Source organism: Nocardia brasiliensis ATCC 700358 (assembly GCF_000250675.2).
In the GTDB taxonomy this organism is placed as follows: Bacteria; Actinomycetota; Actinomycetes; order Mycobacteriales; family Mycobacteriaceae; genus Nocardia; species Nocardia brasiliensis_B.
This window is the reverse complement of record NC_018681.1, coordinates 5316572-5341697: the sequence shown is the minus strand read 5'-3', so window position 1 is coordinate 5341697 and position 25126 is coordinate 5316572. Positions and strand designations below refer to the sequence as shown.

The window sequence follows — 25126 nt, the reverse complement described above, 5'->3', positions numbered from 1 at the left end:
AGCTTGCTCCGCACCATGTCCTAATGTCAACATTAGGACATGAACCTACCGCTGCCCAAGGCCGCACGGCGCGGGCTCGCGAACGAAGCGGCCGACGTCATCCGGGACGCGATCTTCGCCGGCGATATCGCGCCCGGTGCGCCGCTGCGCGAAGTCGAACTAGCCGCCGCGCTCGGTGTCAGCCGCGGATCGGTCCGCGAGGGCTTGGCCCTGCTGCAGCGCGAAGGCTTGATCCGCAGCGGTTGGCATCGCGGCACCGCCGTCATCGAGGTCACGCCGCAGGACATCGAAGAGGTCTACGCGGTTCGCGGTGCGCTCGACCGGCTGGCCGCGATCAGCGCCCAGGCCACCGCGAGTCCGCAGCAGTTGGCGCCGCTGGACGACCTGGTCGAGGCGATGGCGGCCGAGATCGCCGGTGCGGCAGCCGGGCCCCGACTGCTCGCTCTCGACATCGCATTCCACGACCAGATCTACGACATCGCCGGAAACCAACGGCTCAGCCAGGCGTGGCAGGCCGTGCGGTCGCAGGTCTACCTGTTCCAAATGCACCGTGTCGCAGCGGGATACGAGCACTATCGAGACCGGGTGATCGATGAGCATCGTGAGCTGGCGGAATTGCTGCGGTCCGGTGATCGTGACGTGCTGGCGCGCTGCGCCGAGGAGCACGTCGACTCGGCCCGGCGCAGTCTGCTCGCCCACCTCTCGGCCTGAGTGCGTCGCGGCGGCCCCGGTGTCGGACGACCACCTGATCGACCCAGGCGTGGCAGGACGTTGAAATTGGCCTTGCTCCGTAGCTTTGTCCTCGCCGGGTGGCTCGCGGATTATCTGGATCGGAATGCTGGGGTAGGTAGATGTCGCTGCTGATAATCGACGCTGCTCGGAGGCAGTTGAGCACGGTCGGGCACCGGTCGCGCTGAACGGTGGTGCGGCCTCAGGGCAACTCGGAACGTCCGGCGCGGACCGCTCACCGGTACCGGTGAGCGCGCGTGATGGGCTCCGTCCGCCCGCTGTGCGTGCCGGTTCGCAGCGCAACCGACACCGCGAACGCCGTCCGGCGGATCAACGCGCACGCGGTGTCGATGTCGAACCGCGCGACGGTATCCCCGATCGCGATCGCCGCGACGGGACGACGCCGCCGATCCATCACCGGTGTGGCCACGCAGCGCACACCCCGGGTGAATTCCTCGTCGCTGGTAGCGATTCCGGTGCTGCGCGCGCGGGCGAGATGCGCTTTCAGTTCCGCGCCATCGGTTATCGTGCGCGATGTCATCTGGTCGAAGCTCTTGGCCCGCAGCAGGTCGGCGGGCTGATCGAGGGCGAACGCCAGCAGGACTTTGCCGATCGCGGTGCAGTGGACCGGCGCGAAGGTCTGACCGAACGACGGCGTCCGCGCCGCGGCGTGCCCGTAGATCCGCTCCGTATACCGCACCTGGGAGCCGGCCAGGACGCCGAGTGACACCGTCGCCCCGGTGTGTACGTGCAGGTCGACCAGGAACGGAACGGCCGCTGCGCGCAACAGATCTCGGTTCTCGGGCGGCGGCACGGCGATGCGCACCAATCGCTGCCCGACGACGTAACCGGGCCCTTGCTGCTCGATCAGCCCGTTGGCGCACAGCACTCGGATGAGTCGCCACACGGTTGTCTTGGGCAACTCGGCCCGGCGCGCGAGGTCGGCGGGGCTGACCGGCTCGACCTGATCGCCGAGCAGATCCAGCAGTCGAGCCGATCGGGCGACGAGGCCCTCCGGCTGCTCAGGCATCGCACCGGAACTCGCGCGGCCGGGCCGGGGGAGTTCCCCGCTCGGTTGCCGACTCCGGCAAGTGGACACGGGCTTCGCTCTCGCGCACGAGCGGGCGTGGATACCGCAGCATGATGGACATCGATCACTCCCTTGTGGCAACTACTTCCGAGCCCGCCGAGCCCGAACCTACTCAGGAAGATCCCCGTCGTAACCCCCTGCTCGGAGTTTGCACGCACTGGGTGCAGAACGCCGTTGCGCCGAATCGACCGATCCGAGCCGGGAAACTACTGATTTGCCCATTTCGTCGCCGACTGCTGAAGTTTGTCCAGCCTGCCGCGATAGCGCCCGGCGGTCCGTGCGTCGAGGAGGTCGGTCGCGCGCTTGATCGTGCTCTCGTTGGCGCGGATCGCCGACTTGACGGTCGCACTGTTCACCTTGCCGCCCTTGGTCATTGCGAGAATTCTCGCCAGCGTCGAGGCCATGCTCGTTCCTTTCGATCGGGAGGGGCCGTTGCTCGGCCCGTGATTCCCAAGATATATGCGAAAGTATGCATATATCGACGCCGCGCGCAATTTCTCAGTGAACGCACAGATCGCGGGCGGACCGCCGTCGTGCCCTCCGACGCGCACACGTAGCGCACCTCCCCGGGGCTGGTCGGTTGATCACCAGGTAATGGTGGCGGAGGGCCGATGCCGCAATCATCACCTGGTGATCGCTCGTCCGAATGCGGTCCTGCTACGTCCTGGTGACCGGTGTCGCGCCTTCGGTGGCGAGGATGTGTATCACTCGACCGCAGCAGCGATTCGAGGTGCTGGACCATGTGCCGATCGCTCGTCCGACGGTGGATCGGGTTGCGACGGGTGCGTTCACGCCTTGCGTCCGAGCGGAATGGTCCAGGTGCGCACGGCCCCGGCCTGTTGCAGCGCCGTGCGGACGGTGACGGCTTGCTCGTCGTCCTCGACGAGCGCGATCATGCAGCCGCCCAGGCCGCCGCCGGTCAGTTTCGCGCCCGCCGCGCCTGCCTCGACGGCGGCGGCGACCAGCCGATCGAGTGCGCCGCAGCTGACCCCGATTTCGCACAGCAGCGCGTGGAAAGCGGTGCAGTGCTTGCCCAGCTCGGCTACGCGGCCCGCGGCGAGGTCCTCGGCCGCCATGCGCGTCAGCGCCGCGGCGTTGATCAAATGGGTTCGTGCCTGGTTGATCTCGCTGGCGAGCTGCGTGCGGACCTGGGTGACCGCGGCCTTGGTGCTGCCCTTGATCCCGGTATCGGCGACCACGAGGCGGGCCCACGCCGGTCCCGAAAGCGGTTGTACCCAGCCCGATTCGAACCAGACCGGACCCTCTGCCATACAGGCGACCGCGTCGATGCCGCTCGCGGTGCCGTGGGCCATGTCTTCGCCGTGCTGTACCGCGCGGTGCAAGATCTCCGGTGTCAGTGTGCAATCGAGATGATCGGCGAGCGCCCGCACGGTCGCGACGGCACACGCGGCGCTGGCGCCGAGGCCCCGGCCGGGCGGTATCGCACACCGCAGGACGACGTCGACCCCACGCCCCGTGTAACCCACCAGCCGCATGAACGCGTGCGCTGCCACCTCGACGCTGTCACCCGATCGGCCGTCGGAACGCGGGTCGACGTGCACGAGGTGGCTGCGCGAGCGCTGTGCATCGAGCACGGCGTCGGCGGCGGGGGAGTCGGCCGCTGCGCGACCGTACGCGGTGGCGTGCGCGCGGAGTTCGGGCATCGGTACCGCGATGGCCGGCATGCCGTACACCACCATGTGCTCACCGAGCAGAATGATCTTGCCGTGTGCGCTCCCCGCGCCTGCTCGGTGTTCCTGTGCGGTGCGGTACAGGTGGTCGGAAATCACGCTCGAGCTCCCAACTCTGCGACGGGTGAAGGTCTTTCGATTGCACGGTGTGCGGCCCCCGCTTTCCACCCGCTGTTCCGTAGAGCGGAACAAAGATCGATCGTTGATCGTCGTCGGGCCGGTCAGGCGGATGTCTGCCGTCGGCGACGGTTCGCCCAGGGGATGCCGTGAAGTGCTTGACAACGGCAGAGCAACGTACAAATACTGTTTCTCGTGAAAGAACTTTTGTACGTCGACTCGATCGAGCAGGCCGAGGTGCTGTTCAAGCCGCAGCGGGTCGACGTCTTGCAGCAGCTCGCGCAGCCGCGGTCGTGCCCCGAGGTGGGGCAGGTGCTGGGGCAATCGACACAGCGGGTCTCTTATCACGTCAAGAAGCTGGTGGTGGCCGGGTTGGTCGAGCGGGTCGCGGAGCGGCACGTGAACGGGATCCGCGAAGGCGTCTATCAGGCCGTGGCGCGGTCGTACTGGGTGTCGCCGCGACTGGTCCCGGCCGAACGGCGCCGGGTGCGCGATGAGTTCAGCCTGGGTTATCTGCTCGACCTGGTCGAGCACGTGCAGAGCGAGCTGGGCGCGTTGTCCCCGGCGGACGGACCGGTGCCGACGCTCGGGGTCTCGGGGCAGATCAGGCTCAAACCCGGTCACCGGCAGGCCTTTTTCGACGAGTTGCGCACCGTGCTGCAGGAGTTGTTCACCCGGCACGGCACCGGCCAGGGCGAGACCTTTCGCCTCGCGGTCGCCTGTTACCCACACGAAGATGAAGGAGAGAACCCCGATGAGTGATCAATTGCGTGTCGAAACCGAGCTTCCCGTAGGCCGGGACGAGGCGTACCGGGCTCTGACAGATCCCGCGCAACTCACCCGCTGGCTGGCCGAGCACGCCGAGGTCGATCTCGACGCCGGCCGATACGAGTTCTGGGGATCGACCACCCCGCAGGGCGATCAGCCGCACCAAGAAGGTGCGACGGCAGCCGGCTCCGAATCATTGGCGTTCGTCTGGGTTCTGGACGGCGTGAAAACGCGGGTCGAGTTGCGGCTCGCGGACGCGGGCGATGCGACCGTGTTGCGGTTGACCCACGCCGGGTTGCCGACGCTGGAAGAGCTGATGGCTCCCTCGGGCCGCCGCGACGGCACGCACGCGATGCATGTGTTCTGGCCACTCGCGCTGGCCCGCCTGGTCGAATACTTGGACGGCAGAACCGAACTGACGCCGGCGGCCGACTTCGGCCCGGACCGCGGCACCGAGATCCGGGCCGAGATCAGCATCGCCGCGCCGCCTGAGCGGGTGTTCGCCTCGCTGATCGAGCCCGCGCAGATCGAACGGTGGTTCGGTGCCTCCGGGGTGGAACTCGAACCCCGGGTCGGCGGCCGCGCCACCCTGGGCATCGACGGCGAAGTGACCGAATTCGAGCCCGACCGCCGGATCACCCTCGCCGACAGCGAAGGCTCGATCGTCACCTGGCAGTTGGACGGCACCGACGGCGGCACCCGCCTCACCTTCGTCCAAAGCGGTTACACCGACGCCGAACTCGACAACGCCGCCCAGCACGAGGCCGGTTGGTTCGCCGCCCTGGCCGAGATCCGCCGCTTGAACGAACTGGGCGATGCCTGGAAGCCGGTCATTCGGGACTTCCCGGACCCTGCCTAGGTAGCAGTCGGCCGCCGCAGGCGCTCAGGCCTGGCGCGCACGCCCGGCGTAGTCGTTTTCGGCGTACCACTCGCCGCGCCCGGCGGGGAGTAGGTCGAGGACGTTCCAGACCGGGGACAGCAGGTCGATGCCGCGTTGGGCGTCGTCGAGGAAGTTGGCGGGCAGGGTGTAGAAGTGGCGCACCTCGTCGCCCTCGGCGGTGAAGACGCTGATCATCGGGCGCTGGTCGCCGTCGGGCCGTTCGGCGTTCAGGTCGGCGTTGAAGGTGGTGTCGTGGCTGGAGAGGATGCGCAGGCCGTCCCAGCCGCGTTGCAACGCCCAGCCGCGCAGTTTCGGCAGTGGGGCCTTGGCGATGACGGCGAAGCTGGTGCGCTGACCCAGGTGATGGGCGACGCCTTGGAAGCCGTCGACCCACATCGAGCACATCGGGCAGGCCGCGTCTTCGTCCGGGTGGAACATGAGGTGGTAGACGACGAGGGTGTCGTGCTCGCCGAACAGCTCCCGCAGCCTGGTGGTCCGGATCGGTTCGGGCCTGCCGAGGTCCGCCGGGCCCTCGGCGAAGGCGTAGTCGTCGAGGGTGCGGCCGGGCGGCATCTCCCGGCGGGCGGCGGCCACCGCCTCGATCTGATCGCGTAGCGTGCGTTCGGCTTTCGCCAGTTCGATACGGGCCGTGACGTATTCGTCGCTGGCGCCCTTGGGCCACATCGGTTCCATCGCCGCGGCATCCACTTCGCCCATGACGGGGGATCTCCTCTGGTTTCGGATAGTGAACGTGCCCTCGGGTCAAGGTAGAGCACGGGGGACGAGACCTCAAGAGCGACACGAAGCTACCGCGAACTCGGGCTTGCCTCCGCCGCGCGGGCAGTTACTATATATTTATATACCTACCTGGCATGGTGGTGAGGAGTGCAAAATCGAACTCACCGAGCAGGGCAAGGCTTTACTGGCCAAGCGAGGATTCGATCAGGTGCTGGGCGCCCGTCCGCTGCGGCGCACCATCCAGCGCGAGATCGAGGACCAGCTCTCCGAGAAGATTCTGTTCGGCGAGATCGGCCCCGGCCAGACCGTGGTTGTCGACGTCGAAGGCTGGGATCGTGCCGCGGATCCCGACGGCGCGGAAACCGCGAGCTTGGTATTTCGAGTTGAAAGCCGGGAGATTTCACTGACCTGATTCCGCTGTAATCCGCCGCGCAACACCCGAGGTGTTGTGCGGCTTCGGCATGCAATTTGTCAGTGCTAATTCAGTGGGTCCGGAAATTAATCTTGATACTTCGCCCTTTTGATTGTGCTCATATCATTGACCTAGATAAGTTCAAAAACATATAGTTAATGAGGATCGTTCCAACTAGTACCGCAGACGCTGGAGGTGTCTGGATTGAGCGCCATCAAAGAGACGTACGAATCGCTGAACTTAGAACCGAAGCCGATCCGTCCGCACATCCTCGCCGCCGCTACCGTGGCCTTCGGCGAGGACTACTACGCGGCACGGAAAGAGACCATCAATCTCTCCGGTTTCGTTCAACTGAACAAGTGGCCGATGCCCGGATTCGAGCATCGCGTCGATGAAAGGGGCTATGCGGAGTTCGAGACCGAGTTGATCTCGGCGCCCGAGGTCGGCATCAAGGGCTTCAGCTACGAGTTGGACGACCGCATCCAGGTGCTGTCCAACCCGTTCCTGCCCAACACCGGTCACGTACGGCAGATCACGCCCGGCAAGAACTTCCCCGCGGAGTTCAACATTCGCCGGTTCGGCATCCTGGAGTCCAGCACGTTGCGCCTGGCACACCGCAACGTGATCGACATCTACGGGGTCGTCGACCACATCCCGCCGTTCAAGAAGCCACTGACCGGCCCGTACCTCGGCAAGCCGCGCGGTGACGGACCGTTCGACGTGATCGTCGGGCCCAACGTGGTCCGGGGCACCACCTTGCCCGAGGCCTGGTACCCCGCCAACGACGAGAACGAGCCGGTGGGCATCACGCCGAGCATGTTCTTCATGCCCAGCGCCGGACCGTGCATCTCCATGCTGGTCGATCCGTCGATGATCATGCAGGTGTCGTTGGAGGGTCAGGCCAAGCTGGAGGTGGGCGGTAAGGAAGTGACCGTCGACCTGGCCGGTGACTACAAGAACGCCGCGGGCACGGAGATCCTGCTGTTCGGACCGGAGAAGCACGACGAGGGTGCCGGTGTGCTGGCACAGATCTCGCGCGTCGCGATCTCCGGCCACTGCGCCGCGCTCGGCGGCCGCGTGATGCTGCGCGTCAGCTTCCCGCGGGTGTCCGGTGGCACGCTCGGCGAAGGCAGCGAAGACAGCCTGAGCCGCATCCGCTACCCCAGCGAGCTGCACATCGATACCGAGTTCGAGCTGGTCACGCCCGACGTGACGCTGTACGCGACGAACCCGGTGCATGTGTTCGGCAAGCTGTCGAGCATGGAGGCCACGGGCACCGAACTCCAGATGAACGGCACGGACACCGCGCTGGTCACCACGGAGGACGAGGTCAAGGCCAGGCTGACGGGTATCAACCTGGTCATGCGGGATTCGTTTGTCGGCGAGCACGCGGCCGTCAACGTATAGGCGGGCTTTCCCGAGCGGTCTTCGCTTGACGCGGGCCGCTCGGGTGAGTTCCCTTGAGTTATCAATAGCGATAGTTCAGCCTTGCTGGTCCCTCACCGCGTTGTCGGGAGGGACCAGCGTCCACGACCGGAGGCAGGCACTGTGGACCCGTTGACCCTTCTCATGCACCAGGTGATGCTCTCCGACCGGCCGCGGATGAATGCCTACGAGCAGGCGCTCGCACAGGTCGTCGCGCCCGGCTCGATCGTGATCGACGTCGGCGCAGGAACTTTGGCGCTGTCGCTGCTGGCCCTGAAACACGGCGCCGAGCACGTGTACGCCATCGAGGCGGACCCAGATATGGCGGCGGTGGCCGAACGCATCATCGCGACCAACGATCTGAAAGAACAGCTCACCCTGATCCAGGGTGACGCGCGGGCAGTCCGGCTGCCGCGCAAGGCCGATGTCATCGTCTCGGAGATGATGGGCAATCTCGGCCCGGAAGAGAACATGATGCGCGTGCTGGACAGTGTCGCCCGTAAGAACCTGGCGCCGAACGGCCGGATCATCCCGCGCGAGCTGACCACCACGTTGGCCGCCATCGAATTCGATGACGAGGGCTGGGGGATGTGGGGACAGGACTTTCACGGGTTCCGGCTGGACGCCGTGCAGGATTTCGCCGAGCCCCGCGCCCAGCTGCACTTCTTCCAGCGTGCGCCGCGGCTGCTCAGCGATCCCGTGCCGATCGGGGACCGCGTGCGGCTGCCGATCGCACGGCCCGGCAGCTTGCACGCCGTGATGGGATTCTTCACCGCCGACCTCATCGACGGCGTCACCCTGTCGAATTTTCCTTCGTACCAAGGATGTAACTGGGCGGTGTGGATCTGGCCGCTGCGGCACACGCCGGTGCGCGCCGGCGATGCCATCCAGGCGACGGTGCATCGGCCGTCCGGCTCCGCCCGATCCCGGGTGGTCACCGAATGGCGGCTGGACTGCACGATCGCCCGGGGAGGGGAGGGGTGATGCCGATTTCCGTGGGAACCGTGCGCGACATCCCGGTACGAGCGTTGAAGCTGTGCGGCCTGACCTGGTCGGGGGATCTGCTCTGGTTCTCCGAAGGCGTGCTCAACCAGATCATCGCGATCGACCCGGCGACGGGTGCGGTCGAACATCGAATCCCTTGTGCGGCAGTCCGGTCCGACCTGACCACGATGGGCGGCCATTTGATCCAGGTCGTCGGTGACGACCGCGCCTTACGCGTGATCGATCCGGCGACCGCCGAGACGGTCGCGGAGTTGCCGAATCCCCGTCCGGGCGAGGGGTTGTCGGGAATCGAGGCGGCCCAGCACGGGGTGTGGCTCGGTTATGAGAATCGGAAGGCGATCGATCTGCGCACGCCCGACGGGCTGCAACTGGTCGACACGATTCCGGTGCATGCCCGGCCCGCGGGCGTCACCGTCTCCGACGACTACCTCGCCTACGCCGACTACCAGAACGCCATGATCAATCTGGTCAGCCTGGTGAGCCGTCGCGAGGTCGCTTCGTACCATGTCGCGGGCAATCCGACCGGACTGACCTGGGACGGCAGCCGGATCTGGTACTGCGACCACACCACCTTGCAACTACGGGCGATCATGGTGCCCGGCATCAGTGCCGGATAGCAGATTTCGCCTTCGTCGCATCCAGGTCGCGCTGTAGGTCGCAGGGCAGCAACGGTTCTCGGAGCAGACGCCGATAGCGTCCGGCGACCGGCTGATCCGCCGGCCCGGCGGTCAACCAGGCGCCGACCAGGCGTGCGCCCTCGATATAGGTGACCGTGTACGCCCGCCACAACGGGTCGGTCAGGAAGCGCACCATGTGCTGGGCTCGGTCGCGCGGCAGCAACAGCCACCGTTCGAGATAGTCGGTGACCTCGTCGACCGTGGCGCCCCGGTCGTGCAACATGATCGCCGCGTCCTGGCGGGCCGCGAACAGCCGCTGCAGGTGGGTTCGCACCTGCTCGACCAGCTCACCGTCGCTGAAAATCCCTTCCGCGGCAAGGATTTGCGCTGTCCATTCGCCCCATCCCGCACCCAGGACCGCCACGTGCGCGAGTTCTGCGGTGCCTTCCGCGATCAGGCACTGCGGCGTGTTCACCAGTGCGATGTGCTGCTCGCCGTGCCCGTGCTCGCGCACCAGTCCGGCCTCCTTGAGACAGTGCTCCGTGTGGTGGCCGGGATAGGATTCGTGGGTCACCAGGATCGGCAGCGCCGCGATCGCGCGCCCGGCTTCGTCGTTGAGCGCGACCGTCGAACGGAAGCCGCCCAGATACCGGTTGAAGGCGTTCCAGGGCTTGCCGTGCACCACCTCGTAGTCCACGCGCTCGCCGGCCGGCAGGCCGAACAGCGGTCGGGTCAGCCGCTGCAGTTCGTCGGAAACCGCCTGTGCGGCTTGCTGTAAGCGGTCCGGTGGAATGCGATTGCGCTCGTAGTACGCGTCGAGCCGCTCCGGCAATCCACCACTGCCCGGTAACAATCCGGCGATCGCCTCGTGTGCGTCGGCGTAGCTCGCCGGATCGCCGAGGGCGATCTCGACGTCGAAGTACTGACGAATTTCGTCCAGGAACGGTATATCTCTGCCGGACAGTCGGTTTCCCACGCACTCCAGCGCCGTGAGTTGCGCCGACAGATATCGCTGCCGCGAGTCGGGCAGCCCCGAGTCGGCGAGTTCGGTCCGCAGCCGGTCCGCCTGCCGAGCCAGATCGGCTGGAGCGGCGGGTGGTTCGTCCGCGACCCGGGCAGCGAGTCGCGGATCGCCGAACCAGCAGTCCACGAAACCGTCGATCAGTTTCCCCAGACGCAGCCCCAGCAGCAGGTATTCGCGGACCACCGGCTCGTAAACCGGCCGCTCGGATTCGGCGACGCTCATTCGGCCGGGTCGAGCCAGAGGTTGGACAGGTCGAACCAGCGATCGATGGTGGGCATGGCGATCGCGTTGCGCACCCGCGCGCCCTTGATGTGCGGGATGGTCGGCGCGTGCACCAGGATCGGCACGATGGCCGCGTCTTTCATCACCTGCAGATCCACCGCGTGCCAGGCCGCGTGCGCGTGGGCCGGATCGGTCGCCGAGAGCGCCTCGTCGATCATGCGGTCGACCTCGGGGTTGCTGTAGCACCCGTAGTTGCCGGTGCCGCGAATCTCGTTGGTCTGCAACATCGGCTGCAAGAAGGCGCGGCCGTTGTTGCCGAACCAGTCCGGTGTCCAGGCCGGGGTCGAGATGTCCCAGGCGCCCGCTCGCGCATTGGCCGGATCCCGGAGGAAGGGGTAGAAGTCGGTGTGCCCCAGGGCGACGACACGCAGTGTGATACCGATTTTGGCGAGGTCGATGGCAACCGCGGCAGCGACTTCAGGGTTCGCGTCGACATCGCGATGCGCGATCGTCAGCGTCAGTCCGTCCGGGTAGCCCGCGGCGGCCAGGAGCGCCCGCGCCTTCTCCGGATCGCCGCGATCGCCCGGTGTCGCGTAGAGGTCGAAGTCCTCGTAGCCGTAGTTGCCCGGCGGAATCGCGGAGCGGGCGGGCCACATCACCGTGCCGACGCTCAGCTCGTCGAAGATGCGGACCATCACCGTCTTGTCGATCGCATAGGAGATCGCCTGGCGTACTTCGGGTTTGCCCATGGCGCCGTCGGCGTTCGGACTGACCGTGTTGAACACGAGGTAGGGGTTCAACGCGTAGCCGAGGTTGTTGCCCGGATCGGTGGGGTTCTCGTCGTAGGTCTCGGTGACCGGCGACGCCCAGGACAGGTCCGCGTGCCCGGCTCGGATCCGCTGCCCGACCTGCTGCGGCGTCGCCTTCTCCATGACGACCTCGACACCGTCCAGATACTGATGCCGTACCGGATCGGTGTCCTGCTGCCACACGGGGTTTCGCGCCATGCGCAGGTGCTCGCCGTGGCTGTAGTGGGTCAGCCGGTAGGGCCCCAGGGACCTGACGTTCCGCCGGAATTCCGGACTGTCGGGGACGTAGTCGTCGTACTCCACCGGCGCCGGTGACGCGAACATCATCGAGATGATGTGGATGAAATCGAGGGCGGGGCGGATCAACTCGAACACCAGCGTGCGATCGTCCACCGCGGTGATCCCCGGGATATCGCGAGAGTTCTGGAACCGGGCGAGCTCGGCCGGCGCCGGGTTCCGATCGGGCACGGCGGCGGCGTAGTCGTCGCAGTATTGGGCCACGCCCTTGATGGTGCTGGTGTAGTAGTGGATCGCGCCGGCCCGGAGCACGGGGTTGCACATGCGTTTGAACCCGCGGACGAAGTCGTGTGCCGTCACCTCACGCGGGGGAGTGGTGTCCCACAAGACCCCTGAACGCAGGCGAACTGTATAGGTCAGGTGGTCACGACTGAGACCGCCGTTGTCGACGGTGGGGATCTCCAGTGCGACATCGGGCACCGGTGTCACCTGATTCCAGTCGTGCAGGTGTGCCACCGGGCGATAGGTGAACAGCTGGCGGGTGAACAGCCTGATGATCTGCCCGGACAGCATGTAGTAGGAGCTGGCCGGGTCCACGTGGTCCATGCTTCCCGGTCCGTACAGGCGCAGGGTGCCGCCGTACTTTGGCTGATCACCGTTCATTGCTCCGACCTCCTGGTCCGAACCGTGCCGAAAGATCCTCTAGATCACTATATGTAATGGAAGTATACTTTGGGGCGAATGCGGAAAGGTGGTGCGGCAGTGCGGGAAACAACCACGCGAGCAGGCTCTGCGGAGCCGCGGGCGCCCCGGCGCGGCGGCACGCTCACCCTGGTCGGCGCCGGCGACGTCGACTATCTCGACCCCGCGCTGGCGTACCACACGGCCACCCGCGGGATCGTGCGCGGCTACACGCGGCAGCTGGTCGGCTGCGTCGCGAGCCGCAACCGCGAGGAGGCCGGAAAGATCGTCGCGGACCTGGCGACCGAGGTGCCGACCGTGGCGAACGGCCGGATCACCGCCGAGGGCACGCAGTACCGGTTCACCCTCGCCGACGACCTGCGGTGGAATACGCCCTCGGGCATCCGCCCACTGGTCGCCGACGATATCGTGCGCGGCATCAAGCGCCTGGCCCACCCGCTCGCGAGCAGTCCCGGCCTGGCCTACTACCTGAGCACGGTCGAGGGCATGCTCGAGTTCCGGGACGCCGTGGCGGGCGCGGCACCCGAGTCCGTCGCCGCTCGGCTCGAGCACACGGAGATCAAAGGTGTTCGGGCGCAAGGGGATCGCGAGATCATTTTCACCACTCGGCATCCGGCCTCGGATTTCTTGAACATGCTCGCGTTGCCGTTCGCCACGCCCGCGCCGGTGGAGTACCTGGATTTCGTCCCCGGCAGCCCCGAGTTCAACCGGGTGCTCGCCTCGAACGGTCCGTACCAGGTGGTGAATTACGTTCCGGGAGAACGGATCGTGCTCGAGCGGAATCCCGCCTGGGAACCGAGATCCGATCGCCTGCGTGCCGCCTATGTCGACACCATCGTCGTTCGCGAGGGAATGTCGGAGCGCGCGGCCCACGAACTGGTCGCGACCGGCACGGCCGAAATGCTGTGGGACATCCAACCGCTCACCGAGGAACTCCCACAGTTGCTCGGCAGCGCTGATCCACGGCTGGAGGTATATCCCGCCGGATTGTTCAGTCCCTATATCGTGGTCAACTTTTCCAGTCCCGTCATGACCGCCCGCGCGGTGCGCGTCGCACTGCAGTACGCGGTGGACAAGGCTGCGGTGTCGCGGGTGTGGGGCGGGCCGAGCCTGAACGATATCGCCGACCAGATCCTGCCGCCGCTGTGCACCGCGCACCGTGAATTCCGTCCGTACGGAACCGAGGGCGGCCGCGGTGATCCGGAACTGGCCCGGCGGCTGCTCGCCGACGCGGGTTATCCGGACGGGCTGACGCTGCGATTGATATTCCGCGACCGCGACATCCACCCCGAAACGGCGGAGGTGGTCAAGGCGGCGATGGCGCGGGCCGGAATCCGCGTCGAGTTGGTCGGCGTCTCGATCAATGAGCTGTTCTCGGACTACTTTTCCTCGTCGGTCACGCGCAAGAGCTGGGATATCGCCCTCACCGGGTGGGAGCCGGACTGGTACGGCAACAACGCGCGCACCTACCTGCAGCCCCTGTTCGACAGCCGGGGTGTGGTCGAGGGCGGCGACTGGGGTTCGAACTTCGGCCGCTACCGCAGTGCGAAGGTCAACGAGTTGCTCGGCGCCGCGCTCACTTCGGCGGACGAGACGCGAGCCGCCGAGCTCTTCCGCCGGATGGAGGCCGAGGTGCTGCACGACGCCGCGGTGGTGCCGGTTCTCTTCGCGCACCAGTACTGGTTCCACGCCACGACCGTGCGGAACTGGCTGCCCTACCCGGTGCTCAACGGCGACCTGACCAACCTGTGGCTGGCTGGAAAGAGCCGTTGACATGCTGGAACGGCCCACGGTGACGCCCATCCACCGTTACTGTGTGTCCGAACTACTATCGAAAGCTTTACCGAATCTCAGCAACGTAGAGGAGGCACCATGGTTGCATCGCAACCGATCGATCCGCCGTCCGTGGATCTGGGCATGCTCATCCGCCGGCCACCGCACGACGTCTTCGAGGCCCTGGCCGACCCGTCGATAACGTCCAAATTCTGGTACACGAAGAGCAGCGGCCGCATGGCCGAGGGCGCCGAACTCACCTGGGAATGGGAAATGTACGGCGTCGCGCGCACGATTCGGGTCGAGAAGTTCGACACCGACAGCAAAATCCAATTCACCTGGGATAATTACAATCCCGAGGAGCCGACTACGGTAGAATTCACGTTGATACCGTATGAGAACGACACCACGTATCTGCATATCACCGAAACCGGTTATGGCGGCGATCTCCAAGCTCAGGTCGACGGCGTCCGGGATTCCACGGCCGGATTCGCCTATTTGATCGCCGCGTTGAAAGCGGCCCTCGAACACGACGTGACACTTCGGTTGGTGCAGGACGAGAATCCACCGAATCTGCAGCGGCACTGACCGTTAATTCACAGACGCGGTAACTCGGCTGACGGGTGACGTCGCGATGCGGTGTGGCAATCACACAGTGAATGAGGATGAGCATCATGGAATTCACCTACACGACACGCATCGCGACGACACCGGAGCAGCTCTGGGCGGCCCTGACCCAGCCGGAATTCACCCGTCGATATTGGTTCGGCGTCGCCATGCATTCGGACTGGCGGGTCGGCTCCCCGGTGAAATGGCAGAACATGCCGGAGGAAGAGCCGCAGGATCTGGGGCAGGTCGTGCTGGCGGCCGACCCCTATCGCGTCCTCTCCTATAGCTGGCATCTGCTGCAACCCGCGCACGCCATGCTCTTCGGCTGGTCGGACGCCGAACTCGCCGAGTACATGAAGGAACCGCGCACGATGGTCACCTTCGAGATCGCACCCGACGGCGACGGCGCGGTCCGGCTGACGGTGACCCACGACGGCTTCGAACCCGGCAGCGTCATGTACCAGGCGATCAGCGGCCAACTCCCGGGCAGCGGCGGCTGGCCGGGACTGATGAACAATCTGAAGGCGTTGCTGGAGACCGGCACGGTTCTCGCCGCCACACCGTCGGCCGCGCATGCCATTCGCGGCGACGAATAGTCCACGCGGATCGATTCAGAAAGTGGCGAACCGATGACCACTATTTCTCGACAGCCGACCATCACTCCCGGCGGACTGCCGCTGCTCGGCCACGGGCTGGAGATGAAGCGAAATCCGGGTCAGCTGCTGCTGTCCTTGCAGTCCGGCGAACCGGTGACCATGATCCGGCTCGGCCGCAGGCCGATGTACGTCGTCAATGACGCCGACCTCATGCGACAGGTCATGCGCGCACCGGAGATCTTCGCCAGGGGCGGCCCGATCACCGAACGGTTCCGGGTCATGTTCGGCAACGGCCTCGGGATTTCCGACGGGGCTTTTCATCGGCGCCAGCGCCGCCTGCTGCAGCCCGCGTTCCATCGCACGCGGATCATCCACTACTGCTCGCTGATCAGTAAATTGGTCGCGACGCGGATCGATGGCTGGTCCGAGGGCGAAACCCGGCGGATCGAGCGGGAGATGGACGAACTCGCCCTGGCCAACGTGACTCAGGTGATCTTCGCGCCCGGCACCACGCTGGATCAGCGCCGGTTCATGGATGCCACCGGTGTGGTGCTCGGCGGGCTGTTCCGGCGTATCGCGGACACCACCGGCGTGCTGACGAAGCTGCCGACCGCGGCGAATCGCCGCTACCGGGAGTCGGAAGACTATCTGCGGCGGACTATTCACGAAACGATCCGGGAGTATCGGGCCAGCGGCGAGGATCGCGGCGACCTGCTGTCGATGATGCTGCTCGCGCGCGACGAGGACGGCAGCCCGAGCATGAGCGATCAGCAGATCCACGACGAGGTGCTGACCTTCTTCATCGCGGGCAGCAACACCATCAGCAATACCCTGGCGTGGGCCTGTCACGAGATCGCCAGCCATCCGGAGGTCGAGAAGCAGCTACACGAGGAAGTGGACAGCGTGCTCGCCGGCCGGGCCGCCGAATTCGACGATGTCGCCCGCTTGGAATACACCCGCCGGGTGCTCACCGAAACGTTGCGCCTGCGCACGCAAGGATTTTTCCAGACCCGGATGACGACCGAGGACACCGAACTCGGCGGCTACCGCATTCCGGGTAACGAGGCGATTCTCTACAGCTTCTACGCGCTCATGCACAATCCCGGAATCTTCGCCGAACCGGAGCGGTTCGATCCCGACCGCTGGCTGCCCGAGCGGCTGACCGCGACGCAGCGCAACGCGTTCATGCCGTTCGGTGCCGGTGTGCACGGCTGTATCGGTGAGACGTTCTCCTGGACCGAGCTGATCATCGTGCTCGCGACGATCATGGGGCGCTGGCGGCTGGCGTCCGTGCCGGGGCATCAGCCCCGGCCTAAACCGGCTGTCACGATGCCGGTGGACGCGCTCCCGATGACGGTGCACCGCAGGTCCGCCGCCACGGCTTAAGGCCTACAGTTCGCCGGCGATGTGATTTCCCCGGGCGGCCGGGTCGTCGCTCAAATAGAATTCTCTGGAGGCTTGCACGTATTCGTCGGTGGTGACGTAACCGTCACCATCGGCGTCCAACAGGGCGAATGCCTTGTTCGTCTCCTCTTCGGACATCCCGCCTTTGATCTGGGCGGCCATCATTTCCTGCGCGTTGATTCGCCCGTCGCGGTCCTTGTCCGCGGCGGCGAATACCGCCATGCTGAACGGTATCGCGGAATTCTCCACGAATTTCTGGAATTCCGGATCGTCGCCCCAGGCCACCCATTCCTCGATGGTCACCTTTTTGTCGCCGTCGGCGTCCAGCGACCCGGGCATATCCCGGAACATGCGGTGGGCCTGCCGGTGAATGTTGCTCCAATCCGCCGATCGTGGCGGCAGATCGTATGTGTCGCACCACATTTGGGCCAGTGCCGTGACATCCAGTTCGTCCATGACACCGTCCTGGTCGACATCGTAGGCGCTGAACAATTTGCGGAGTTTGGTCGTTCTCAGTGCACTGGTCATCGCGAAATCTCCGTGTATTCGAACCGGATAGTGGGAATGCTGTCGATACTCGATCAGCCCACAAATGCTATCATCTCGTATACCTATCTGACTACGGGAGGCTGGAGTGACGATCCGAGAATCCGGATATCGCTGCGATGTAGTGATCGTCGGTGGTGGCGCGGCGGGCCTGAATGCCGCATTGATGCTGGCCCGAGCGCGATATTCGGTCGTGGTGGTGGACAGCGACCGGCCGCGCAACGCCCCCGCCGCGCACATGCACGGGTTCCTGAGCCGGGACGGTGTGGCGCCGGGGGAGTTGCTCGTGGCGGGTCGCGCGGAGGTGGCGGGATACGGCGTCGAGTTCGTGACCGGCGAGGTGACGGCGGTGGCGGCCGTGGACGGGGGTTTCGGGGTGGACGTCGCCGAGTCCGGAACCATTCGCGGACGCCGCCTGCTCGTCGCGACCGGTCTCACCGATGATCTGCCCGAGCTGCCCGGTCTCGCCGAGCGGTGGGGCCGGGATGTGTTGCACTGCCCCTTCTGTCATGGCTGGGAGGTGCGGGATCAGGTCATCGGCGTGCTGTCCACCACGGCCATGTCCATGCACCAGGCCATGCTGTTCCGGCAGTGGTCGCCGCGGCTCAGTTTCCTGTCGCACACCGGGCCCGCGCTGACCGACGCCGAGGTCGAGCAGCTGGCCGCGCGCGATATCGAGATCATTCCCGGCGAGGTGGAAGCTGTGCAGGTCAGCGATGATCGCCTGACCGGAGTTCGGTTGCGGACCGGTGCGATCGTCGAATTGCAGGCACTCGTGTGCGGGCCGCGCTTCTCCGCGCGTGCCGACCTGCTCGCTCCGCTCGGGCTGACCCCGGCCGCGCACCCGAGCGGGATCGGCGACCATATCGCCGTCGACGCCACCGGCCGCACCGCCGTGCCGGGGATCTGGGCCGCGGGCAACGTCGCCGATCCGGCCAAGCAGCTGATCGGTGCCGCGGCGATGGGCGCCGAGGTCGCCGTCGCGATGATCGACGACCTGATCTCGGAGGAGGTGCGCGGCGCCGTCGAGTCCCGGCGGGCCGCTTCCGGCTCGAGGTAGCGGACCCGGCGTCGGCGGTCGCGGCCGTCGACGCCGGTGGTCCTCACGGGGTCGGTGCGAGCGCATGCCGGCGTTCGATGGCGACGGAGACGAACGCGGTGGCCAGTGCGAGCGTCGCGACGATCACGCCGACCCAGATGACGTCCTCGATCGCCCGGTGCGCGATGACGACGCCGCCGATCGCCGGGCCGATCGCGTTGCCGATGTTGAAGGCGGACATGACAATTGCGACGGCCAGGGTGGGCGCTCCGACCGCGAAACCGATCACCCGCGAGCTGAGCGCGGCGGTCATCGAGAAGGCGCACACGCCGAGCACGGTGATCGCCGCTGCCGCCGCGATGCTGTGGTGCACCACGGTCCGGAGCACCACCATCATGACGATCATCGCCACCAGACTGCCGATGACGTTCTTCATGGCGGACCACTGCGCCAGCCGGCCGCCGAGGGTGTTGCCGACGAACAATCCGACGCCGAACAGGAACAGCACGATCGGGGCCTGATGCACGCTGATACCGCTGGCGTCGGTGAGGAGCGGCTGGATGTAGGCGTACACGCTGAACAGCGCCGTCTCGAACAGCACCGTGGTGGCGAGGGCGACGAAGACCCGGGTCTGCACCAGCGATCGCAGTTCGCGCGCGACCAGGGTGCCCAGCCCGACCTCGGGGCCGCGGTCGCGCGGCAGCCGGGGTACGAAGATCGTGACGAGCACCGCGCCGATCGCGCTCATCACGCCGATCAGCACGAAGATGACCTGCCAGCTGAATACCGCGCCGACCAGGCTGCCGAGCGGTACGCCCGCCACGTTCGCGAGCGTCATACCGCCGAGGATCACCGCGATCGCCTGCGGCATCCGGCCGGGACCGGCGAGCGCGACGGCCATCACCTGGGCGACGGTCAACGCGGTCGCACAGGCCACGGCCGCGATCAGCCGCATCGCGAACATGACGGGGAAGACCGGGATCACCGTCAGCAGATCGGAAATGCAGAAGACGACCACGGCGGCCACCATCACGGTCTTGCGGTCCCGGCCGAGCGTCAGGACGGCCATGGTGGGCGCGCCGACCAGCATGCCGATGGCGAACGCCGTGATCAGCTGGCCGACCTGGGACACCGAGATGTCGAGCGAACCCGCGATCTGATCGACCAGGCCGGAGACGATGAATTCCGAAGTGCCCAGGGCGAATACGCTCGCTCCGAGGACGTACACGCCGATCGGTAGGCGTTTGGAGACGCGAGGTTCCGCGGGGGCTTGATCGTCACGATTAGTCGTTTTGAACAGCCGCCGTCGGATCTCGGACACGCCCGATCACACTCCTTGTTCATATAGTTGTGCCGCCGACCTTACGGCTTTCGGCACACAATGAGGTAGTAACCGATCTTTTCGCGACAGAGTTCGAACATGGTGGTCATGCCGGATTCGAAGGCATCGATCCGTTCCTTGCCGTAGGCCGCGGCCAGGTCGGACCGTTGGTCGGCCAGCCGCTGCAGGAACGCCCGGTAGAACCGGCGCACGCGATCGCTGCAGTCGAGCTCCTCGACCACCTCGAAACCGGCTGCGATCGCCGGCGCCACGGCCTCGCGCATGGTGGTCGGTGGATCCGGCACGGTATTCGCCCGCAGTACCTCCCGCTGGGCCGCCGTCACGTCTGCGATGAGCGGGTATTCCGAGTACACGAGCCGGCTGCCGGGGCGCAGGACTCGATGGATCTCGCCGAACCACTTGTGCTTGTCCCCGGCGTTGGGCACCGAATCGAAGGCGATGGCGGCGTCGAATTCGGCGTCCGCGAAGGGGAGTGCGGCGGCGTCGGCCAAGGTGATGGTGATTCTTTCGGACAGGCCGGCCCGCGCGACGTTCCTGCTCGCCTCCGCGACCTCCCAGCCGCTGATGGTGATACCGCTGACCGAGATGCCGAGGCGTTCGGCCAGGCGAATCGCCGGTTCGGCCACGCCGCAACCCACATCGAGCAGATGCTGGCCCCGGTGCAGGGGCAGCCGGTCGGCGATCATCCAGGTGAGCCTGCCCATGGCTTCGAGGAACGGCGTGTCGTCGTGGTCGTCATCCCAGTACCCGAGGTGCAGGTTCCCCCCGACGATCTCCACCAGTTCGCCGACACCGTCGTAGTACTCGGCGACCTCGTCGGTCATGTCAGATGATTTCTCGGCCATTACGATCTCCGCGTTCTCTTACCGGTCCGCTGTTCGATTCGGGCCGCAGCGTTCGGCCGACTTCCGCAGGCGGCGCAGCGGCGACCTACGGAAAAGATACTGCTAAAAACTATAGCTATTTTAGCTCAGATACAGCTATGGCCAGGTAAGAACGGGCAGGCGGCCTGTGCGGGAATGGCGCGCGGCCGCCCTCGAGCGGAGTTACTCCGCGTTGGCTTTCAGCACGTCCAACTGCATTTTCCAGCCACCGCGGTTGTCATCGACCCGCTTCGCCCGCTCTTCCTCGGGCAGGTCCAGGGCGGCGAAGCCACTCTCGATCACGCGCACGCGCGTGCCCCCGTCGTGTTCGGCGAGCCGGAACTCCACCAGCGTGGCGGTGCCCGCGCCGGGAGTCGCGCCGGGGAAGGCGGAGGCCCACTGGTAGGACGCGTAGTCCTGCGGCTCCACCGTCTCTACCCGGACGGGGAACCGGCCGTACTTCGGATCCTCGATCACCTCGAAATCGCCGTCCCGCGAACGACTCTGACCCGATCTGTCACCGTCGCCCACCCACCAGCCGGGCTCGGTCACCAGCTCCCACACTCGCGCGACGGGGGCGTGGATGTCCACCTCGTGCTCGATCTTGTCGGTGGTGATCATCGGGAATCTCCTCTTCGGTCGGCATGACTGTTCGTGGCGAGCTGCTCACTATGGCGAAGAAGTGCAACCCCACGGTAGCGCGTTTCACCGTCCCGCCGAGAGGGAATCGGATGTCGACGCCAGGTCTGGCCCAAAACCCTGGCGTCGGAAAGGTTTCTGCGATGCCGCCGACGCTCCGGCGGCACGACCCCGAGACGGTGGTACGTAGCCGCGTGCGGTCGATGGCGACGGCAACTGCACGGGGGCCGGTGTCATGATGGGCCGGCGACCCCGTGCAGGTCCCGGATCTCGTGGTCGGGTGCGACCCTGTTACAGACGGCCCGCCAATTGAGTTCCCGCGGCTTCGAGGTTGTCGCTGCCGAAGAAATCACGAAGCGCCGCATCGTGTTCGTCGGTCGTGATGTACCCGTCGCCGTTGCCGTCGAGCATCTGAAACATCTTCAATGCGTCGATTTGATTGACCCCCGAGATGGACTGCAGGGTCATCCATTCGCTCAACGACACCGCGCCGTCACCGTCGACATCGCCGAGTTCGAAGGTGAGCTGCGCCAAGGGAATTGCGACCTCGTCGACGAAGCGGGGGTCTTCGTGCGCGGCGATCCATTCCTCCCTGCTGATTTCCTTGTCGCCATTGGCATCGGCGTGGCCCTGCAGGTCCTGCCATAGCCGATTGGCGCGTTTGATGGTGATCCGCCATTTGTCGGAACCGGGGGGAATTTTGAATGCGTCGCACCATTTGTTGATCAACGCGTCGATGTCCGACTGATCGATCTTGCCGTCATTGTCTGCGTCGTACCGCTCGAAGTGCTTCGCGAATTTCTGGTGCCGGGCTTGCGTGACCATGGGACTCCCTATCTCATTCGGTCTTCAGTCTGCGGACCTCTACTACCCCTACTTTACTGCCGGTGGGGCGGCTCTTCAAGAGGTAATTATATTTTAGTGAAGTTACTTGGTGGTCGCTACGGAAGTGAAGCAAGAGTGTTTCCAAGTCTTGTTATCGGTGAAAAGCAGTGGTCAGCGCGGTGTGCCGAGTATTGCCACCCGGTGCGCGGCACGGGACCACGCCGGGGCCGACACGCGCTGGAACCCCCGCATCGAAAGCTGCGCTGCGAGTCGTGCGTCGACTCGAGACAACCGTTATCGCGCGGGGGTCGAATTGTGCTGAGTGTTTGCGAGAGTGTACCTACCAGCGAGCGAGCATGAAAACGATCGACATTATCGCCGTGACAACTCCGACCGTCATTTTCGCGAATACCTCGACGAAGAACGCCTGCGTCGCTTCGCCGATGAGATGTCGCGAGGGCAAACCGACGTCCGCGGAACGTTCCATGGCCAGCGATCGGATGGTTTCGATGCGCCAGCCCAACGTCGACAACGCCACCGCCGAGACGAAAGCCGCGAGCGCACACAGCAACAGGGACAACTGATTCGGCGGAGCGGGCACCGCTCCGTAGGCCTCGGTGAACGTATTCGCCGCCAACGAAAGTACTACTGCGCTGGCCAGGTAGTAGGCGCCGGGATGTACCTGGCCGAGACTGGCACTGATCCTACGAATCACCGAGTACCCTCGCCGATTCCGCCTCGAACAATTCCACCTCGTGTGCCAGCTCGCTCAGGGCGACCACGTCGCACCGGGCTTTCGCCGCCGCCTCCAGCTCGATCAGTTTCTCGGCCCGCCGGGTCAGTGCGGTGCGGCTGTTCACCGTGGGATCGCGGCGCTTGGCGCCGCTGCGTAGTTGCTCCGCGAGTTGCTGGAGCCCGGCGATGCGCCGGCGCAGTTCGGTCTGCGCCGCGAGCGATATCGACGCGACCTCGTTGCGCGCCGTCTCCCGCCGCCGCCGGTCCGACCCCACGAGCAGGTCGCTCACCGTATCGATGAGATCCGTTGTGCCGTAACCCTCCCGGTCGACATCGCCCTTGATCACGATATCGCCGACGCCGTACCGGAGCAGGATGTTCTTGCTGATCGCACCTTTCAATCGCGAGCCGGTCACCACTGCGCGGGGCAGATCTGGTCTGTTCCGCAGGATGTACGACAGGACCTCGTAACCCGAATAGTCGTCCTCGTCAGTGAGATTGAGGTCGATCAGTGCGCAATCCACATCGGGGCGCTGGAGTTCGTCGATCGCCGCATCGACTCTGGTCACATGCCGGACCTCGTGCCCGCGCAGTACGCGCTGTACCGCCCGGGCGAATTTGAGATTGTCCTCGAGTAACAACACGATCGCCATCTACGACCTCCTGCAGGTTGGCAGCACTATCAGAAAAGTGGCGCCGGGTGCACGGTCGATATCGACCGTGATCTTGCCGCCCAGGTCTGTCACGATTTCTCGGGCCCGCGCCAAGCCGAGCCCGCGGCCTTCGCCCTTTCGGGAGAACCCCAATTGGAAGATTCCCTCGACGTCCTCGGCCTTGATGCCGGGGCCTTCGTCCGATACCACGATGGAAACGGACCTACCGGTTACCGTCCCGCGCACGAACACCCGTCCTTTGGTGTGCATGGCCTCGATCGCGTTGTAGAGCAGGTTCTCGAACAATGCGGTGACATCGCCTTTGACACCGCGAACGAGAACGCCGGCGAGCCCATCGATATCGAGTTCGATGGTGCTGTCCGGAAATTCCAGGCCGAGTCGATTGCGCAGCGCGGTCAATACGCCGCGCACACTGATCTGGGCCACCTTCTGCGCACGATGCAGTTCTGCCGGAGCACGGGCCAGTTCGGTGCAACCCTCGGTGATATCGTCGATCCACTGCGCGAGTTCGCCGTCTATGTCCACCCCGCGCAGATGGAGTTCCTCGCGTATCGCGTGGACATTGCGCAGAATCGGGTCCACCGCTTTGCGGATGCGATGGGCGAAGTCACCGTTGAGTCGGAGTCTGGTCGCCTCGGCGCGCGATTCGGCGGCCTCTTCCCGCCGTCTGCGGATCTCGGCGGCGAGCCGCGCGCTCGCCAGCACGGTCGACGACAGGACCGGCAGCGCATCACGTTCCAGCTGAGTGAAAGCATGCGGGGCGGCCACCCGGAGCACGTGCAGTCCGAGGAACTCGCCTTCCGCGTGCAGCGGAATCAAGCCCACCGTGTCCAACGGCCCCTGGTAGGTGTCGAAGAGCTGCTTGAGCAGCCGGTGTGGGCGGGACTTGGAGTCGTGCAGAATGGATTTGGTGTTCGACGTGAACCAGTCGAGCGCGCGGCCGATGTCCAGACCGGCCGGCATGACCCACCCGCCGCTGCGGAACACCTCGCTGAATTGGCCGCCCTCGTCGGCGTGCCAGACGCTCGATTCGGCCGGGACATTGAGTGCTTGACGCAGCAACTCCATGCCCAGGGCGAGGGCGGCGCGCTCGTCCTCGCCGGTGCCGGACAGCGTCATCGCGCCCACGAGCCGGCGCAGCTGTTCCGAAAGGTCCTCTCGCGCCGCGCTTTCGCTGATGTGCACGGCCTCTGCGCGGGTTTTGGTGAGTCGCGCCGCGTCCTCGAGGGAGATATCGGTGACGTCGATACCGGCCTCCGCTACCAGGTGTTCGTTGGTCGCCTTGTCGTACAGCGGAAATCGAATCGTCAGCAGCAGGCGTTCCGAGCCGGAGTGCATCACATCGTCGACCAGGCTCCGGATCTCGACGCCGGATCGCACGATCTCTTTGTGCTCGGCGATCGCCCGGTCGTGCTCCAGCCGATTGATCAACAGGTCGATATAGCTCTCTCCGAGGATCTCTGCACTCGAGTAGCCGTACAGCCGTTCGGCGCCACGGGTCCACAGCCTGACGGCGTAATTGGCTTCCGGACCCGCTGCCGCCCACAGGGATACGGCGGTGCCGGCGGCAATCGTGGTGAGCAGTTGTGCGTCGTACTCGTCCACTTCCGCACTC

Annotated in this window: 25 protein-coding genes and 1 pseudogene; 12 read left to right on the top strand and 14 right to left on the bottom strand. The window is 65.7% G+C overall.

The window, feature by feature from the left end; genetic code table 11:
- Positions 1-39 precede the first annotated feature (39 nt).
- The gene (locus tag O3I_RS23445) at positions 40-711 is read left to right on the top strand and encodes a GntR family transcriptional regulator (RefSeq protein ID WP_014985471.1); all 672 of its coding nucleotides are present in this window, start codon (positions 40-42) and stop codon (positions 709-711) included.
- A gap of 253 nt (positions 712-964) precedes the next feature.
- Here O3I_RS23445 and O3I_RS23440 read toward each other — a convergent pair whose 3' ends face one another.
- The 3 genes from O3I_RS23440 to mvk form a co-directional block, all read right to left on the bottom strand.
- Positions 965-1759, bottom strand: a complete 795-nt coding sequence (locus O3I_RS23440) for an IclR family transcriptional regulator (protein ID WP_014985470.1) — start codon at positions 1757-1759, stop codon at positions 965-967.
- A gap of 266 nt (positions 1760-2025) precedes the next feature.
- Entirely contained in the window at positions 2026-2223 is a 198-nt protein-coding gene (locus tag O3I_RS23435) for a hypothetical protein (protein WP_041562800.1), read from the bottom strand.
- Positions 2224-2607: 384 nt separating this feature from the next.
- The gene (gene mvk / locus O3I_RS23430) at positions 2608-3609 is read right to left on the bottom strand and encodes a mevalonate kinase (RefSeq protein ID WP_014985469.1); all 1002 of its coding nucleotides are present in this window, start codon (positions 3607-3609) and stop codon (positions 2608-2610) included.
- A 213-nt stretch (positions 3610-3822) separates the two neighbouring features.
- Here mvk and O3I_RS23425 point away from each other — a divergent pair, with 213 nt between their 5' ends.
- Positions 3823-4389 (top strand): winged helix-turn-helix domain-containing protein, encoded by a 567-nt coding sequence (locus O3I_RS23425; RefSeq protein WP_014985468.1) that lies wholly within the window; start codon positions 3823-3825, stop codon positions 4387-4389.
- Positions 4382-5254: an SRPBCC family protein gene (locus tag O3I_RS23420; RefSeq protein ID WP_014985467.1), complete on the top strand. Its 873-nt coding sequence runs from the start codon at positions 4382-4384 to the stop codon at positions 5252-5254. Before O3I_RS23425 ends, O3I_RS23420 begins: the two co-directional genes overlap by 8 nt.
- A gap of 24 nt (positions 5255-5278) precedes the next feature.
- Here O3I_RS23420 and O3I_RS23415 read toward each other — a convergent pair whose 3' ends face one another.
- A complete protein-coding gene (locus O3I_RS23415) occupies positions 5279-5992 on the bottom strand; it encodes a DUF899 family protein (RefSeq protein WP_014985466.1) in 714 nt (237 codons plus the stop codon).
- A gap of 163 nt (positions 5993-6155) precedes the next feature.
- Here O3I_RS23415 and O3I_RS44535 point away from each other — a divergent pair.
- The 4 genes and pseudogenes from O3I_RS44535 to O3I_RS23395 form a co-directional block, all read left to right on the top strand.
- Positions 6156-6425: pseudogene (locus tag O3I_RS44535) on the top strand (NDP-hexose 4-ketoreductase); the annotation flags it as partial.
- A gap of 204 nt (positions 6426-6629) precedes the next feature.
- Positions 6630-7832 carry a DUF6004 family protein gene (locus O3I_RS23405; RefSeq protein ID WP_014985464.1) on the top strand — a complete coding sequence of 401 codons (1203 nt, stop codon included), beginning with the start codon at positions 6630-6632 and terminating at the stop codon, positions 7830-7832.
- Positions 7833-7973: 141 nt separating this feature from the next.
- Positions 7974-8834 carry a 50S ribosomal protein L11 methyltransferase gene (locus O3I_RS23400; RefSeq protein WP_014985463.1) on the top strand — a complete coding sequence of 287 codons (861 nt, stop codon included), beginning with the start codon at positions 7974-7976 and terminating at the stop codon, positions 8832-8834.
- Positions 8834-9472: a hypothetical protein gene (locus O3I_RS23395; RefSeq protein ID WP_014985462.1), complete on the top strand. Its 639-nt coding sequence runs from the start codon at positions 8834-8836 to the stop codon at positions 9470-9472. Before O3I_RS23400 ends, O3I_RS23395 begins: the two co-directional genes overlap by 1 nt.
- On the opposite strand, the gene O3I_RS23390 is transcribed toward O3I_RS23395, so the two are convergent.
- Both O3I_RS23390 and O3I_RS23385 read right to left on the bottom strand, forming a co-directional pair.
- Positions 9459-10718 (bottom strand): hypothetical protein, encoded by a 1260-nt coding sequence (locus O3I_RS23390; RefSeq protein ID WP_014985461.1) that lies wholly within the window; start codon positions 10716-10718, stop codon positions 9459-9461. The genes O3I_RS23395 and O3I_RS23390 overlap by 14 nt on opposite strands.
- Positions 10715-12427, bottom strand: a complete 1713-nt coding sequence (locus O3I_RS23385) for an ABC transporter substrate-binding protein (RefSeq protein WP_014985460.1) — start codon at positions 12425-12427, stop codon at positions 10715-10717. Before O3I_RS23385 ends, O3I_RS23390 begins: the two co-directional genes overlap by 4 nt.
- 99 nt (positions 12428-12526) lie before the next feature.
- Between O3I_RS23385 and O3I_RS23380 the strand changes: the two genes are divergently transcribed.
- From O3I_RS23380 to O3I_RS23365, 4 genes are all read left to right on the top strand, one after another.
- Complete coding sequence (locus O3I_RS23380; RefSeq protein ID WP_014985459.1) at positions 12527-14239, top strand: ABC transporter substrate-binding protein; 1713 nt, start codon at positions 12527-12529, stop codon at positions 14237-14239.
- 99 nt (positions 14240-14338) lie between these two features.
- Positions 14339-14827 (top strand): SRPBCC family protein, encoded by a 489-nt coding sequence (locus O3I_RS23375; RefSeq protein ID WP_014985458.1) that lies wholly within the window; start codon positions 14339-14341, stop codon positions 14825-14827.
- Positions 14828-14904: 77 nt separating this feature from the next.
- Positions 14905-15444, top strand: coding sequence for an SRPBCC family protein (locus tag O3I_RS23370; RefSeq protein WP_051066734.1), 540 nt, complete (start codon positions 14905-14907; stop codon positions 15442-15444).
- A 33-nt stretch (positions 15445-15477) separates the two neighbouring features.
- Complete coding sequence (locus O3I_RS23365; RefSeq protein ID WP_014985456.1) at positions 15478-16830, top strand: cytochrome P450; 1353 nt, start codon at positions 15478-15480, stop codon at positions 16828-16830.
- 3 nt (positions 16831-16833) lie between these two features.
- On the opposite strand, the gene O3I_RS23360 is transcribed toward O3I_RS23365, so the two are convergent.
- Positions 16834-17376 (bottom strand): EF-hand domain-containing protein, encoded by a 543-nt coding sequence (locus tag O3I_RS23360; RefSeq protein WP_014985455.1) that lies wholly within the window; start codon positions 17374-17376, stop codon positions 16834-16836.
- Between the two features lie 106 nt (positions 17377-17482).
- Here O3I_RS23360 and O3I_RS23355 point away from each other — a divergent pair, with 106 nt between their 5' ends.
- Complete coding sequence (locus tag O3I_RS23355; protein ID WP_041562798.1) at positions 17483-18454, top strand: NAD(P)/FAD-dependent oxidoreductase; 972 nt, start codon at positions 17483-17485, stop codon at positions 18452-18454.
- A 43-nt stretch (positions 18455-18497) separates the two neighbouring features.
- On the opposite strand, the gene O3I_RS23350 is transcribed toward O3I_RS23355, so the two are convergent.
- The 7 genes from O3I_RS23350 to O3I_RS23320 form a co-directional block, all read right to left on the bottom strand.
- Positions 18498-19754: an MFS transporter gene (locus O3I_RS23350; protein ID WP_014985453.1), complete on the bottom strand. Its 1257-nt coding sequence runs from the start codon at positions 19752-19754 to the stop codon at positions 18498-18500.
- Between the two features lie 41 nt (positions 19755-19795).
- On the bottom strand, positions 19796-20620 hold the full coding sequence (locus tag O3I_RS23345; protein ID WP_041562797.1) for a methyltransferase domain-containing protein: 825 nt from the start codon (positions 20618-20620) through the stop codon (positions 19796-19798).
- Positions 20621-20821: 201 nt separating this feature from the next.
- Positions 20822-21259, bottom strand: coding sequence for an SRPBCC domain-containing protein (locus tag O3I_RS23340; RefSeq protein WP_014985451.1), 438 nt, complete (start codon positions 21257-21259; stop codon positions 20822-20824).
- A gap of 309 nt (positions 21260-21568) precedes the next feature.
- Positions 21569-22102 carry an EF-hand domain-containing protein gene (locus tag O3I_RS23335; RefSeq protein WP_014985450.1) on the bottom strand — a complete coding sequence of 178 codons (534 nt, stop codon included), beginning with the start codon at positions 22100-22102 and terminating at the stop codon, positions 21569-21571.
- A gap of 340 nt (positions 22103-22442) precedes the next feature.
- Positions 22443-22817, bottom strand: a complete 375-nt coding sequence (locus tag O3I_RS23330; RefSeq protein WP_041562796.1) for a hypothetical protein — start codon at positions 22815-22817, stop codon at positions 22443-22445.
- Complete coding sequence (locus tag O3I_RS23325; RefSeq protein WP_014985448.1) at positions 22807-23490, bottom strand: response regulator; 684 nt, start codon at positions 23488-23490, stop codon at positions 22807-22809. The genes O3I_RS23330 and O3I_RS23325 overlap by 11 nt, the downstream gene beginning before the upstream one ends.
- Positions 23491-25116: a sensor histidine kinase gene (locus tag O3I_RS23320; RefSeq protein WP_014985447.1), complete on the bottom strand. Its 1626-nt coding sequence runs from the start codon at positions 25114-25116 to the stop codon at positions 23491-23493. It lies immediately after the preceding gene.
- Positions 25117-25126: the final 10 nt, after the last annotated feature.

Bases quoted from the DNA above. Each gene is read 5' to 3' on its own strand.
- O3I_RS23360 (WP_014985455.1), bottom strand. From the start codon at position 17,376: ATGACCAGTGCACTGAGAACGACCAAACTCCGCAAATTGTTCAGCGCC.
- O3I_RS23335 (WP_014985450.1), bottom strand. From the start codon at position 22,102: ATGGTCACGCAAGCCCGGCACCAGAAATTCGCGAAGCACTTCGAGCGG.
- O3I_RS23440 (WP_014985470.1), bottom strand. From the start codon at position 1,759: ATGCCTGAGCAGCCGGAGGGCCTCGTCGCCCGATCGGCTCGACTGCTG.
- O3I_RS23370 (WP_051066734.1), top strand. From the start codon at position 14,905: ATGAGCATCATGGAATTCACCTACACGACACGCATCGCGACGACACCG.
- O3I_RS23395 (WP_014985462.1), top strand. From the start codon at position 8,834: ATGCCGATTTCCGTGGGAACCGTGCGCGACATCCCGGTACGAGCGTTG.
- O3I_RS23325 (WP_014985448.1), bottom strand. From the start codon at position 23,490: ATGGCGATCGTGTTGTTACTCGAGGACAATCTCAAATTCGCCCGGGCG.
- O3I_RS23420 (WP_014985467.1), top strand. From the start codon at position 4,382: ATGAGTGATCAATTGCGTGTCGAAACCGAGCTTCCCGTAGGCCGGGAC.
- O3I_RS23385 (WP_014985460.1), bottom strand. From the start codon at position 12,427: ATGAACGGTGATCAGCCAAAGTACGGCGGCACCCTGCGCCTGTACGGA.
- O3I_RS23375 (WP_014985458.1), top strand. From the start codon at position 14,339: ATGGTTGCATCGCAACCGATCGATCCGCCGTCCGTGGATCTGGGCATG.
- O3I_RS23365 (WP_014985456.1), top strand. From the start codon at position 15,478: ATGACCACTATTTCTCGACAGCCGACCATCACTCCCGGCGGACTGCCG.
- O3I_RS23345 (WP_041562797.1), bottom strand. From the start codon at position 20,620: ATGGCCGAGAAATCATCTGACATGACCGACGAGGTCGCCGAGTACTAC.
- O3I_RS23445 (WP_014985471.1), top strand. From the start codon at position 40: ATGAACCTACCGCTGCCCAAGGCCGCACGGCGCGGGCTCGCGAACGAA.
- O3I_RS23415 (WP_014985466.1), bottom strand. From the start codon at position 5,992: ATGGGCGAAGTGGATGCCGCGGCGATGGAACCGATGTGGCCCAAGGGC.
- O3I_RS23340 (WP_014985451.1), bottom strand. From the start codon at position 21,259: ATGATCACCACCGACAAGATCGAGCACGAGGTGGACATCCACGCCCCC.
- O3I_RS23390 (WP_014985461.1), bottom strand. From the start codon at position 10,718: ATGAGCGTCGCCGAATCCGAGCGGCCGGTTTACGAGCCGGTGGTCCGC.
- O3I_RS23435 (WP_041562800.1), bottom strand. From the start codon at position 2,223: ATGGCCTCGACGCTGGCGAGAATTCTCGCAATGACCAAGGGCGGCAAG.